This window comes from Arthrobacter sp. efr-133-TYG-118, assembly GCF_030209755.1.
Classification (GTDB): Bacteria; Actinomycetota; Actinomycetes; order Actinomycetales; family Micrococcaceae; genus Arthrobacter.
The window spans coordinates 1-12,207 of record NZ_JARVRH010000001.1 but is presented as its reverse complement, the minus strand read 5'-3'; the positions used below and the strand labels follow the sequence as shown (position 1 = coordinate 12,207).

The window sequence follows — 12,207 nt, the reverse complement described above, 5'->3', positions numbered from 1 at the left end:
AGCGAATATGGGTCTCGATCCGGTCAGCTTGAAGATAGCTCTGGGCATTGTCGCGTTTACCCTCTGCCTGCTGTTTTTCGGATCGTTCCGCCGGACCCGCTCCGCGTACAGCGGGTGGTGGTGCCTCGCCCTCGTTTTCCTGCTCTCGGGGAACATGGCGTACCTGCTCACCGGGACTTCCCAGCAAATTTGGGCGGGTCCCCTCGGCAACGCTTTGCTGGTAGCAGGGGCGTTCAGTGTGTGGGCGGGCTCGCGTTCTCTGCGCTTGCTTCCGACGCCGCGATGGCAGCTCCTCGCCGGACCCGTCGCCGCCGCTGTGGCCGCCGCGCTGGAGAGCCCGGCCACCAACGCATGGTCCGGTGGCCTGGTGTATTTAGCCATGATGTCCTTGGGCATGGGTTTGGCAACCGTTGAACTTTGGCGTTTGAAGCCCAGCGTTTCACAGGCCCACCGCTCCTTGGCGCTCGCCGCAGGAGTGCTGGCGTCATTCTTTTTCTGCCGGGGGATCGCTTACGTCGTGGAAGGGCCCGACGGTCCGGATTTCGGTACCTATCTCAGCTCGGCAACCACCAGCGTGGTCACCATCGTGCTTCTCGTCACCGTGTCCTTCAGCATGACTGCGCTGAGTAACGAGCAGCTCATCAACGGGCTCAACGAACGCGCCACCCGGGACGGCCTGACGGGGCTCCTCAACCGCACCGCCTTCATGGAGCTGGCCACCCAGGAAATGAGCAGGCTGCACTCCGCGGGATCGATCTCCACCTTGATCCTCGCCGACCTCGACCATTTCAAAGCCCTCAACGACGGTCATGGCCACGCCGCGGGTGACACCGCCATCCAGGCCTTCGCCGCCGCGTGTCAGGCCTCGGTCCGCCACACAGACCTCGTCGGGAGGTACGGCGGAGAGGAATTCACGATCCTGCTTCCAGGGGCCGACCTGGAGAGCGCAGAAATCATTGCCACCGAAATCAGCCGCCGTTTGGCCTCGGCAGAACCACCGGACGGCGTCACCTTCCCCACAGTGAGCTATGGCATCGCGCCCAGCACCCTCGCCGACGCCGAGGTGTCCCACATGATCGTGGCCGCAGACAAAGCGCTGTACCAAGCCAAGTCCCTTGGACGGAACCGCGCAGTCTGCGCAACTGCCTAGCTGCGTACCAGCCGACGTGCGTTAACTCCCGCACCGCAGAGCCGATCCCGCAGCGTGCGGGCCAGACCGCCAAAACAACCTGCTTAAACGCTTGATCAAAAGTGTGACCTCGGTTACGCTTGCAGTGATCAAACGCTTTAGCAGAAATGGACATCAACGCTGATGACTTACTCAGTCTTCTTCCAACCCACCGATGGATGGGTTGGAGACGTGATCCCGTTCCAGAAGGACGGGGAGTTTTGGCTTTTCTATCTGCACGAGGTGCGGAACGACCCGAAGCCGGGAACGTCCTGGAACCTCGTGACCACCAAGGACCTCACCCGGTTCGAGGACCATGGAGTGTCGCTGCGTCATGGTGGGGACAGCGAGGCCGACTTCAATGCGTACACGGGCAGCGTTGTGTGCGACGAGTCCGGAATACACCACCTGTTCTACACCGGACAGAATCCTCGGCACCTCGGCTCCGACGGGGCCCCGCTGCAACTCGTCATGCATGCCACGAGCACGGACGGGATGCTGACGTGGGTCAAGCATCCGGAGTTGACCTTCGGCGCGCCGGCCGGCTACGAATCCGGCGACTGGCGCGATCCGTTCGTCTTCAAGGACGAGACAAGCGGTTTGTGGCGGATGCTGCTGGCCGCACGGCACACGGAGGGGCCGGAGCGCCGGCGCGGAGTGATCGCCCAATGCGTCTCCCCGGACTTGATGGATTGGGAGCATGCCGAGCCGTTCTGGGATCCCCGCCGGTACATCACGCACGAATGCCCGGACGTGTTCGCCTGGGGTGACTGGTGGTACATGGTCTATTCGGAATTCTCCGAGTCCTTCACCACCCGCTACCGCATGGCGAAAAGTCCCGATGGGCCATGGATCGTGCCTGCTCGGGACACCGTTGACGGCCGCGCCTTCTATGCATCGAAGACGGCTGAGCGGGATGGCCGCCGGTTCTTCTTCGGCTGGATCGCCAGCAAGGAGGACAACCGCGACGACGGCGCCTGGCAGTGGGCGGGCACGATGTCCGTCCTCGAGGCCCGCCAGAACGACGACGGCACCCTCGCGTTTTCCTTTGCCGACGAGCTTGTCGAGAGCTTCTGGGACGACATCCCGGTAACCTTCGGCAGTGCCCTTCCGGTGGCGCTGGATGTTCCCGACGGGTACACGGCCATGGTGTCCGATGAGGTGCTCCCTCGGCAGTTCTACGCCCGGGCGGTGTTGCAGATAGAACCCGATACCACCGAATGCGGCTTGCTGCTCCGCTCAAGCGCGGACGGGGACGAGTCCTACATCATCCGCCTGGAACCGAAGCGCGACCGCCTGGTGTTTGACCGGTGGCCCCGCGAAATCAATGGCGACGCGCAATGGCACATCTCGGGGGATGTCCCCTTCGAGATCGAACTGGAACGCCCCTGCGAGCTCCTGCCCGGAGAACACACCCTCGAACTTGTCGTGGACGGGGACCTCTGCGTCGCCGTCGTCGACCGGCAGGTCGCCGTGAGCACCCGGATCTACGGGCTACCGGACGGCCGGATCGGCGTTTTCGCCGGTGAAGGCACCATCACTCTCACTGACCTTGAGATACGTAAGCGCACAGACAACTAAATACCCAGCGCCAGACCTCCGTTCAAATCAAAGGAGATTTTCCCCCATGAAGAAACTCATGCGAACGGCCGCCGTAGCAGCGGCCGTCACCCTCGCCCTCGCCGCATGTGGCAGCGGCGGCGGCAATCCCGCAGCCAACGTCAGCCCCACCGGCGAAATCAAACCGCGGCAAATCTCGTGGCTTCTGTCCCGGCCTGCTGACGGCGCAGTCATCAACATCATGAAAAAGGTCGCCGATGAGTACGCGCAGACCCATCCCGGCTTTTCCCTGAACCTGATCACGACCCCCGACCGGCCCTCGTACATCCAGAAGTACGAAACCCTCGCCGCGGCAAACAAGCTTCCGGAGCTGTTCGACACGGACGCTACCCCCTTCGCCCAGCAACTCGCCAAGAAAGGCACGATGGTCGATGCCGAGAAGCTGCTGAAAGACCTTGGCGTCTACGACACCTACCGGACGAACGCGCTCAACTACCAACGCTTCGACGACGGTTCTCTCTACATGATCCCGTTCCAGTTCGAGCTCGAGTACTTTTGGTACAACAAGGCCCTTTTCCAGCAGGCTGGAGTATCAGTGCCGAAGTCACTCGACGACATTCCCGCAATGTGCACGGCCCTGCGCAAGGCCGGCATTACGCCTCTCGCCCTGGACGGCCAGGACCAGTGGCCGCTTGAGCGCTACGTCTCCTACCAGCCCTTCCGCGACGCCGGACCCGACTTCGTGCAGAAGCTCAAGAAGGGTGACGCGAAGTTCAGCGACGCCACCGGCCAGAGGACAGTCAACTGGATCAGCCAGCTCGGAGGGGCCAGTTGCTTCCAGGACGGGTTCTCGTCGCAAGGCTACTCTGACGCCCAGAACCTCTTCACCTCCGGCAAGGCCGCCATGTACAACATCGGCACCTGGGAACTGCCCAGCCTCGCGACCGACAAGCTGAATCCGGCAGTGCGCAGCGACGTCGACTACTTCACCCTGCCAGCCACGCCAACCTCGGCGACGGCCGCCAACGAGTACGTAGCGACCTCCGGGATCGGGATGGCCGTCAACTCAAGCACCTTTGATCCGCTCGTGAAGGATTTCCTGAAGTTCGCCCTCGCCAAGTACCCCTCGGAGTACGCAGCCACGGGCGCCCTCTCGCCCACGACGAATGTGCAGACGACGATTCCCGCCAACGCGACACCGCTCTACAAGAAGGCAATCGACCAGGCGCAGGACCTCGGGACGAAGCTCGCGATGCCGTGGGACACCCAGCTTGACCCGACCACGAACAGCAGGCTGCAACAAGAGCTCGTGCTTTTGGCGCAGGGCAATGTCAAGCCGGCCGAGTTCACCAGCACGATGGATAGCACCATCGCGCAAAACGCTCCGAAGTTCTTCAAGTAACCCCAAGCGGTGGGGGGCGCAGGCCCCCCACCCGAAAGGCACTCCCATGCTTCCCAACCGATCACGACTCTCCGTCCTGGTCTTCCTGCTCCCGCCACTGCTGCTCTACGGCGTCGCGGTGCTGTTCCCGATACTCCAATCGTTGTTCCTCAGCTTCTTCTCCTGGAACGGCATCAGTGACATGGAGTTCGTGGGCTTCGCGAACTACGTGCGTATGCTCACCGGCGACAGTGTTTTCTGGCACTCCTTCATCAATGCCCTCGGCTACCTCTCCATCTGCCTCGTCCTCCAATTGGGGGGCGCGTTGTTCGTCGCCAGTCTCCTCACGTCGCTACGCCGCGGTGCCGGAATCATCAAAACCCTCTACCTGCTGCCGGCGGTGATCTCGACGGTGGCCATCGCGTTCCTCTTCGTGCGCATCTATTCAATCGATCCAGTGGGCCTGCTCAACCAGGTCCTGGGCTGGATCGGTCTCGGCGGCCTGGAGCGGCCCTGGCTTTCGGACGTCAACACGGTCCTCACGGCAGTTTCAGCCCCCGAAGGCTGGCGGTTCACGGGCCTGTACATGCTCATCATCTACGCGGCCCTGCTGGCCGTCCCGCAGGAACTTGAAGAAGCTGCGCGCCTGGACGGCGCCAACCAGTGGCAGCTGTTCACCAAAATCCGGTTCCCTTACATCCGGCCCGTGTGGATTACCACGACCATCATGGCCACAACCTACGGCCTGCGCGGATTCGACATCCCCTACCTCATGACGAACGGCGGCCCGGGCCAGTCCTCGGAGCTCCTGACGACGTACATGTACAAAACCGCGTTCACGAGCACCGACTTCGGCTACGCGAGCACCATCTCCGTGTTCATCGTCATCGAGTGCCTCGTCGCCGTCGGACTCATCTTGCTCATGCTCAAACGAAAGGCTGACGCATGACCGCGCAAACAGCCCCGGTTACCAGGCCGATCCCTGCCCCGCCAAGCAGCCCGGCTCCCCGACGTCGGCGCCGCAAGCCAAACGTCTTCCGAAGCTTGTCGAGGGTGCTGATCGTCCTCATCGTGGTCGTGCAGGTCTACCCCCTCGCCTGGCTGTTCCTCACGAGCCTGCGCAACGAGCACGACTTCGCGACGGGTGATCCCTTCGCGTTGCCGAGTTCCATTAGCTTCGACAACTACGTCCGCGCGTTCCAGACCGGCAACCTCGGCCAGAACATCTTGAACAGCTTCATCGTCACGATGGGTGCCAACCTCCTCATCGTCCTGCTGGGGATGATGGCGGCGTATGCGTTGCAGGTCCTCGGATTCCGGTTCAGCAAATTCGTCCGGGGCCTCTTCCTGATCGGCATCATCGTGCCGGTGCAGATCGCGCTTGTGCCGCTGTTCATCGACTACTCGTCCGTGAACCTGCTGGACACCTACCAATCGATGATCATCCCCTTGGCGGGGTTCGCCCTTCCGATGTCGATCTACCTCTTCTCGTCGTTCTTTGAATACATTCCCCGCGAGACCTATGAGGCAGCCTCCCTGGACGGCGCCGGCCCGTACCGGATCTTCGGGTTGATCACCCTTCCGCTCTCGACCAACACAGTAGTGACGGTGGTCCTGGTGAACAGCATCTTCATCTGGAACGATTTCATCTTCGCGAACACGTTCGTTCTTTCCGAAGGGCTCAAGACCATCCCGCTGGGGCTGCAGAACTATATCGGAGCGATGGGCAAGGTCGACTGGACTGCAACGTTCGCCGCTGTCTGCATCACTATCACTCCTTTGCTGCTCGTGTTCCTCGTCCTCAACAAGGCGATGATCCAGGGCCTCGAGAGCGGGGCGACGAAGGGGTGAGAAAGCGGCCACTGGATAGACTGTGAGGGGAGGGCCAATGACGTCTGAAAAAAGCTTGAAAGAACCCGGGGTTAACCCCTCGCATCCACCGGCGACTCCAAGGACGAGTCATCCGGTCACGATGCGTGAGGTTGCGGAAGGGGCTGGAGTCTCCGTTGCTACGGTTTCCCTCGTTGTGAACAACAAGAAAGACGCCAGGATCGGCGCCGGGACCCGCAAACGCGTCTTGGACACCATCCGCGAACTGGGGTACCGCCCGAACGCCCTCGCGAAGAACCTCGTGAGCGGCAGTTCACGGTTCATTGGCCTCGTCGCTGACGCGATCGCCACGACCCCCTTCGCGGGGCAAATCATCCACGGCGCCCAGGACGAAGCCTGGAAACACGGATTCGTGCTGTTGGTCGCCAACACCGAGGGTGACGAGCCCGTGGAAAAAGACGCTATCTCAATGATGCTCGAGCACAAGGTTCGCGGCATCCTGTACTCCACTTGGTTCCACCGCCCAACTGAGATACCCGCCGCGTTGCAAGAGACAGACTTCGTGCTGGTGAACTGTTTCTCCCCGGACTCCGACGCCCTGGCCGTGGTCCCGGATGAAGTCCACGGCGGACGGGAAGCCACCGACATCCTTGTGCGCAAGGGTCATCGGCGGATCGCCTTCATCAACGCCACGATTCCTGCCCCGGCGAAGGACGGACGCCTCCAGGGCTACCGGGACGCGCTCGAATCTGCAGGGATCGCATTCGATCCGAACCTCGTGTTCGACGCGTATCCTGACCAGGAAGGCGGCTACGGAGCAGTCGAGGAGCTCCTCAAACGGGACGTCACGGCAGTCTTCTGTTACAACGACCGTATGGCCATGGGTCTCTACGACGGGCTGAAGCAACAGGGGCTATCCATTCCGGATGACATGGCCGTGGTGGGTTTCGACAACCAGGAAGTCATCGCCGCCCACATGCGGCCACCGCTGTCCACCGTCGCGCTGCCGCACTACGAGCTCGGCGCCGCGGGTGTGCGCTTGCTCCTCGGCGTCGACGAACCGGCCGGTAGCCCGGTGGTAAAGCTTGAATGCCCGCCGGTGGAACGCGACTCCGTTGGACCGAATACCCTCACGCGTTCCCGGTTGCCTTAGAGGGGTTCTGCTCAGCCTCGTCCACGGCGGAATGCTCTATGTAGGACTCCACCGCCGATTCCGGAACGCGGTAGGACCGACCGAACCGCACCGCATGGATGGCGTGCGAGTTCACGAGGCGGTAGACGGTCATTCTGGATACCCGCAGGGCCTCGGCAACCTCGGCGATTGTCATGAAGCGGTTGGCTGGAATGCCGGCAGCGGAGATATTCACCACGGCCTCCTCAATTGGCGGTAGTCGTAGTAGACCAAGGTGCCACCCTTTGGCACGACGGTTCGCAGGCCAATCGATGAGCCTTTGATGACGGCCACCACGCCTTCCTGGGACCCGTTGAAGGGATCGTCCCCAGCCACGTAGTCGCCCACCTTGAAACGGGAGGCACTCGTTTTGGCCTGCTTGGATGCCCTGGAAAATACCTGGAAAAGTCGCGAAGCCAGCGCATGGCGGCGCTGCTTGCGCATCCGAGCGGCGTGCCTTGAGTAAGGATCGAACATCGGAATCACTCCTTTGCAGTCGCGATCTTCCAACGGTAGGCGCCGACCCCACAAGACACATGAGTGACTTTCACCCGTTATGGCACATTGGCCACTCACGTCACTTGGACCACTACTCGGACAAAGACCCCAGGGTGAGCAAGTGGTGACCCGGGTAGTCCGGGCAAAAGACGGGTAGGGGCTACGCATGCCAGGCCGGGCGAACAGTCCCTACGCTCAAAGCAAATGTTCCGTCAGGTCCGGGAGGGGGAACAATGCGACGAGCTGCAAGAGCAGGAATCGTCGTTGCGGGCGTGGTGGCGGTCGGACTGGCGGGGGCGATCACCCTCAACGCCACGCAGACGTCATCGAACTCCGTTGCCGGCGCCGCGCCGTCGGCCACCGTCAGCGCGTCGGCTTCGGCGCCGGGTGCTACCAAGACGCCGGCCGCGACGCCGGGTGCCACCGCTTCAGCGCCAGCCGCCAGCGCTTCCGCCAGCGCTGCGCCTTCGAGCCAGGCCCCGGTCCCCGCACCGGCGACGAGTGCTAAGCCCGATGCCCCGGTTGCACCGGCCCCCGCTGCGCCAGCTCCGGCCCCCGCGGCGCCTGCTCCTGCGGCGCCGGCTCCTGTGGCACAGGGCCTCGACGCGGCCGGGATCCAACGCATCAAGGACAGCTGTACCGCCCGGCTGCAAAGCGATGCCGCCCACTCTGGAATAGTGACCGGAACGGTGGTGCCCCGGCCATTCACCATTGTCTCCATCGCCTATTCCGGGAACCCCGTGCAGTCAACGGCGGCCTCGGGTCTGGCGTCGTACGACATCCTCATGAAGATCACCACCAAGCTTGTTGATGGTCCTGCCCAGGACAGCGTGCGGGTTTGCCGGGTCTACGACTCGGACTCGCACGTGGATTGGCTTCCGGCCGGCTGATGCCGCGGTTGCTTCCGGTTCTAAGGCGCTAAGACTTGGTGCCTGTGAGCGCCAGGGTTCCGCCGAGCCCGATCATCATGACCCCGCCCGTGACACCCAGGGTGGAGATCCGCCGCGGTGAGCGGGCAAACCAGTGGCGTGCCGTGCCGGCTGCGAGGGCCCAGATACTGTCGGAGATCAGGGCGATCACTAGGAAAACAGCTCCGAGTTCAGCGAGCTGCAACGGAATGCTGCCGTTGGAGTATTCAACGAACTGGGGCAGCACGGCTACGAAGAACACGATCGACTTCGGGTTGCTCGCACCCACGATGAAGCCTTCGCGGATGAGCCGCCGCATAGACCGCGACGGCGCCGGGCCGCCCGCCGTCGAACGCCCGCCGCGGTGACGGATCGCCTGCACCCCGAGGTAGACCAGATAAGCTGCGCCGCCGAACTTGATGATGGTGAACAGCATGATCGACTGCGCCAGGACCGCGCCGAGCCCAAGCGCCACTGCGGTGATCTGCGGAACCATGCCAATCGCGTTTCCGAGGACGCTGAGGAGTCCGCCTTTGCGGCCGAGGGCGAGGGAACGTCCAATCACGAACAGGACGCTGGGACCGGGGACGGCGATGAGGACCGATGCGGCCAGCGCAAACGCCAGGACGTTGGTGAACGGAACCATGCCTGATGATAGCGCTGGCCTGCGGTGACGGTCGATGGTTAGTGGCGGGCCGCCGTCGTCGGGGAGTGTCCGCTATGGGCGCTCGGCCACGACGGGGATTGAGGCTGTTTCGTCGACGAGCTCGGCGCGCACCCGGCCGCCACCTCGAACCCACAGCTTGTAGGCCAGCACCAGCAGCCCGAGCCACACGGCGCCTACGTACAAGGCCACGCGGGTGTCCTCGAAGACGCCAAGGATGACGATCACCAGGGCCATGAAGGCGATGGTCAACACGGACGCTGCCGGCCACCACGGCGACGCGAATTCCGACGCCGGGAGCCCCTTGCGCTTGATTTCGCGCTTCATGGCGACATGCGAGGCGAGGATCATGACCCACACCCACACTGTCGCGAAGGTTGCGATGGAAGCGATCACGAGGAACACGTCCTCGGGGATTACCGCGTTGAGCACAACGCCCACCAGCAGGATGCCGCCCATGAGGACCACGGTCATCCAGGGAACACCGTGCCTTGAGACCTTGCCGAAACTCTTCGGAGCATGTCCTTGCTGGGAAAGCCCGAAGAGGATGCGTCCGGCGCCGAAAATGTCGCTATTGATGGCTGACAGGGCCGAGGTGATCACCACGGCATTGAGGATGTGCGGCGCCGCGGGGATGCCGAGGCCGCTGAAGATCTGCACAAACGGGCTGCCGTTGTTCCCGATTTCATTCCAGGGGAACAAGCTCATGAGCACGCCGAGCGTCAGGACGTAGAACAGCAGTACGCGCACCGGGACGGTGTTGACGGCCTGCGGTATGACCTTCTTGGGGTCGGCGGCTTCGCCTGCCGTGATGCCGATCGTTTCGATCCCGCCGAAGGCGAACATGACGACCGCGAACGAGGCCAAGAGCCCGCCGAAACCGTTCGGGAACAGGCCGCCGTGGTCAACGAGGTTCCCCAGCCCCGGTGCCGCACCGCCATTGCCGGAATGGAAGCCGAACACGATGATCGCAGCGCCGCCCGCGATCATGGCGATGATCGCCACCACCTTGATGAGCGAGAACCAAAACTCGAGCTCCCCGAAGACCTTGACGCTCAGGAGGTTCATGGCGCCAAGGAGGAGGATGATCGCCAGGACCCAGATCCATCGGTCCACCTGTGGGAACCAGAAGCCCATGTAGATACTGAACGCCGTCACGTCCGCGATCGCCACGATGGCCATTTCGAAGACGTAGGTCCACCCGGTGATGAACCCTGCCAGCGGTCCGAGGTAGCGGCTGGCATACTGGCCGAACGAGCCGGAGACTGGGTGTCGGACGGCCATTTCGCCGAGGGCACGCATCACCATGAAGACGGCGGCGCCACCGATCATGTATGCGAAGAGAACCGACGGGCCGGCCTTTTGGATCGCAGATGCGGAACCGTAGAAGAGGCCTGTCCCGATGGCCGAACCGAGGGCCATGAATCGGATGTGGCGGACATTGAGGCCACGGCTGAGAACGGTGGTGACCGCGCCTTCGACGACTTTGGCGGCCGGCGTCCTGACGGCTGTTGGGGCTTGCTGCATGCGAATACCTTCTCGTCATTGGGAGGGGGACTGTTAACCAGCAGACCATTCCGGAGCGTCCTGTGATGGGTCTCACGGCGCATCGTTGTCTCGGTTCTCAGACGCTGTGCCACCAGGCGGTTGGCGACTGGGGCGTCTTGCGGGCAAATGTCTGGTATTCCAGACAGCTTAATGTTCTGATTGGCTTTCAGATCAGCTCCGCGGGGCGCACGCTTAAGTACGGGATCCCGGACACCCGCCCTGCCGCCTTTGTGGCGGAAGAGGCGAGCCGGGCATTACCGTGCACTCGAAGAGGAGCCATGACCATACAGCCGTCCACTCAAGGCCGGGCCGCTTCCAAGGTCCCGGCCGCCGAGAACACCCTGCGCATCCTGAAGTTGCTCGCTTCCCGGCGTGGCCCGATGGCAGCGTCCAACATAGCCACGGCGCTGGGCCTGCCCCGGTCCAGTGTCTATCACCTGCTTGGCGTCATGGAGGCCAACGGGTTCGTCCTGCACCTTCATGAGGAGCAGCGCTACGGCCTGGGCATCAGCGCCTTTGAACTCAGTTCGGCATACTCGCGTCAAGAGCCTTTGTCGCGGCTCGGCCGCCCCATGCTTGCCGCCCTTGTGGATGCGATCGGCGAGAGCGCGCACTTGGCCGTCCTGCACGGCCGCGATGTGCTCTACATCGTGGAGGAGCGGGCCAAGAACCGCCCGTCCCTCGTGACCGACGTCGGGGTCCGGCTTCCCAGCCACCTCACCGCCAGCGGGCGCGCGATCCTGGCCGCGCTGCCGAAATCGCAGGTCAGGGCCCTGTACCCGAATGCTGCCGCCTTTACTGCCCGGCACGAGATGGAATCGCCCATCATGAAATATTCGGCCTTGTCCTCGCACTTGGACCAGGTCCGGCAGCGCGGCTACGCCACCGAACACGGCGAAGTCACGCCCGGCTTCGGCTCGGTGGCCGCTGCCGTCACCGACCATTTGGGCTGGCCGACGGCGGCAGTCGCCGTGACTTTCCTCGAGGACAAGGTGCCGGTCGAGGAATGGCCCGCCCTCGCCGCCCGAATCCAGAAAACAGCGGACGAACTGTCGATCCGCATCCACGGCCGCCCTTCCTAGCCAGCCCCCGCCCAACTAGCTAACAGCAGGTGTCGTTATGGGCGCCCATAACGACAACAACTGCTAGTTGGTTGAGTCTGGTATTCCGGACAGCACCGTCCATAAAGCCATTCCAAGAGGGTTGCGGAGGGGCTCTACTGGATACAGAAGGACTTCCACCTAGCAACCTCCAGAGACAAAGGAGTCATCATGGCATCCGCCGATTTCACTACCGGAGCCCGTCCTGTCCGGGCCGCGCGCGGCACCGAGCTGACCGCGAAGAGCTGGCAGACCGAAGCGCCGTTGCGCATGTTGATGAACAACCTGGACCCGGAGGTCGCCGAGCGTCCGGATGACCTGGTCGTGTACGGCGGCACGGGCCGGGCCGCCCGGTCCTGGGCCGCGTTCGACGCGATCA

The 12,207-nt window shown here is 63.1% G+C and carries 12 protein-coding genes and 1 pseudogene; 9 read left to right on the top strand and 4 right to left on the bottom strand.

Going from position 1 to position 12,207, the window contains the following annotated elements:
- Positions 1 to 7 precede the first annotated feature (7 nt).
- From QRN59_RS00065 to QRN59_RS00040, 6 genes are all read left to right on the top strand, one after another.
- Positions 8 to 1,150: a GGDEF domain-containing protein gene (locus QRN59_RS00065; protein WP_284980490.1), complete on the top strand. Its 1,143-nt coding sequence runs from the start codon at positions 8 to 10 to the stop codon at positions 1,148 to 1,150.
- 162 nt (positions 1,151 to 1,312) lie between these two features.
- Entirely contained in the window at positions 1,313 to 2,749 is a 1,437-nt protein-coding gene (locus QRN59_RS00060; protein WP_284980488.1) for a glycoside hydrolase family protein, read from the top strand.
- A gap of 46 nt (positions 2,750 to 2,795) precedes the next feature.
- Positions 2,796 to 4,130 (top strand): ABC transporter substrate-binding protein, encoded by a 1,335-nt coding sequence (locus QRN59_RS00055; protein WP_284980487.1) that lies wholly within the window; start codon positions 2,796 to 2,798, stop codon positions 4,128 to 4,130.
- 46 nt (positions 4,131 to 4,176) lie between these two features.
- Complete coding sequence (locus QRN59_RS00050; protein ID WP_284980486.1) at positions 4,177 to 5,058, top strand: carbohydrate ABC transporter permease; 882 nt, start codon at positions 4,177 to 4,179, stop codon at positions 5,056 to 5,058.
- Entirely contained in the window at positions 5,055 to 5,960 is a 906-nt protein-coding gene (locus QRN59_RS00045; protein ID WP_284980485.1) for a carbohydrate ABC transporter permease, read from the top strand. Before QRN59_RS00050 ends, QRN59_RS00045 begins: the two co-directional genes overlap by 4 nt.
- Before the next feature lie 37 nt (positions 5,961 to 5,997).
- On the top strand, positions 5,998 to 7,092 hold the full coding sequence (locus QRN59_RS00040) for a LacI family DNA-binding transcriptional regulator (RefSeq protein ID WP_502871000.1): 1,095 nt from the start codon (positions 5,998 to 6,000) through the stop codon (positions 7,090 to 7,092).
- On the opposite strand, the gene QRN59_RS00035 is transcribed toward QRN59_RS00040, so the two are convergent.
- Entirely contained in the window at positions 7,070 to 7,267 is a 198-nt protein-coding gene (locus QRN59_RS00035) for a helix-turn-helix domain-containing protein (protein ID WP_284980644.1), read from the bottom strand. The genes QRN59_RS00040 and QRN59_RS00035 overlap by 23 nt on opposite strands.
- 35 nt (positions 7,268 to 7,302) lie before the next feature.
- Positions 7,303 to 7,587 (bottom strand): hypothetical protein, encoded by a 285-nt coding sequence (locus tag QRN59_RS00030; protein ID WP_284980483.1) that lies wholly within the window; start codon positions 7,585 to 7,587, stop codon positions 7,303 to 7,305.
- A 254-nt stretch (positions 7,588 to 7,841) separates the two neighbouring features.
- Here QRN59_RS00030 and QRN59_RS00025 point away from each other — a divergent pair, with 254 nt between their 5' ends.
- Positions 7,842 to 8,498, top strand: coding sequence for a hypothetical protein (locus QRN59_RS00025; protein ID WP_284980482.1), 657 nt, complete (start codon positions 7,842 to 7,844; stop codon positions 8,496 to 8,498).
- Between the two features lie 28 nt (positions 8,499 to 8,526).
- On the opposite strand, the gene QRN59_RS00020 is transcribed toward QRN59_RS00025, so the two are convergent.
- Both QRN59_RS00020 and QRN59_RS00015 read right to left on the bottom strand, forming a co-directional pair.
- Positions 8,527 to 9,162, bottom strand: a complete 636-nt coding sequence (locus tag QRN59_RS00020; RefSeq protein ID WP_284980481.1) for a LysE family translocator — start codon at positions 9,160 to 9,162, stop codon at positions 8,527 to 8,529.
- Positions 9,163 to 9,234: 72 nt separating this feature from the next.
- Complete coding sequence (locus QRN59_RS00015) at positions 9,235 to 10,707, bottom strand: amino acid permease (RefSeq protein WP_284980480.1); 1,473 nt, start codon at positions 10,705 to 10,707, stop codon at positions 9,235 to 9,237.
- A gap of 299 nt (positions 10,708 to 11,006) precedes the next feature.
- On the opposite strand from QRN59_RS00015, the gene QRN59_RS00010 reads away from it, so the two are divergent.
- Positions 11,007 to 11,810 (top strand): IclR family transcriptional regulator, encoded by an 804-nt coding sequence (locus QRN59_RS00010; RefSeq protein WP_234753996.1) that lies wholly within the window; start codon positions 11,007 to 11,009, stop codon positions 11,808 to 11,810.
- Between the two features lie 189 nt (positions 11,811 to 11,999).
- Positions 12,000 to 12,207: pseudogene (locus tag QRN59_RS00005) on the top strand (urocanate hydratase); the annotation flags it as partial.

Bases quoted from the DNA above. Each gene is read 5' to 3' on its own strand.
- QRN59_RS00025 (WP_284980482.1), top strand. From the start codon at position 7,842: ATGCGACGAGCTGCAAGAGCAGGAATCGTCGTTGCGGGCGTGGTGGCG.
- QRN59_RS00040 (WP_502871000.1), top strand. From the start codon at position 5,998: ATGACGTCTGAAAAAAGCTTGAAAGAACCCGGGGTTAACCCCTCGCAT.
- QRN59_RS00050 (WP_284980486.1), top strand. From the start codon at position 4,177: ATGCTTCCCAACCGATCACGACTCTCCGTCCTGGTCTTCCTGCTCCCG.
- QRN59_RS00010 (WP_234753996.1), top strand. From the start codon at position 11,007: ATGACCATACAGCCGTCCACTCAAGGCCGGGCCGCTTCCAAGGTCCCG.
- QRN59_RS00030 (WP_284980483.1), bottom strand. From the start codon at position 7,587: ATGTTCGATCCTTACTCAAGGCACGCCGCTCGGATGCGCAAGCAGCGC.
- QRN59_RS00055 (WP_284980487.1), top strand. From the start codon at position 2,796: ATGAAGAAACTCATGCGAACGGCCGCCGTAGCAGCGGCCGTCACCCTC.
- QRN59_RS00045 (WP_284980485.1), top strand. From the start codon at position 5,055: ATGACCGCGCAAACAGCCCCGGTTACCAGGCCGATCCCTGCCCCGCCA.
- QRN59_RS00065 (WP_284980490.1), top strand. From the start codon at position 8: ATGGGTCTCGATCCGGTCAGCTTGAAGATAGCTCTGGGCATTGTCGCG.
- QRN59_RS00015 (WP_284980480.1), bottom strand. From the start codon at position 10,707: ATGCAGCAAGCCCCAACAGCCGTCAGGACGCCGGCCGCCAAAGTCGTC.
- QRN59_RS00035 (WP_284980644.1), bottom strand. From the start codon at position 7,267: ATGACAATCGCCGAGGTTGCCGAGGCCCTGCGGGTATCCAGAATGACC.
- QRN59_RS00020 (WP_284980481.1), bottom strand. From the start codon at position 9,162: ATGGTTCCGTTCACCAACGTCCTGGCGTTTGCGCTGGCCGCATCGGTC.
- QRN59_RS00060 (WP_284980488.1), top strand. From the start codon at position 1,313: ATGACTTACTCAGTCTTCTTCCAACCCACCGATGGATGGGTTGGAGAC.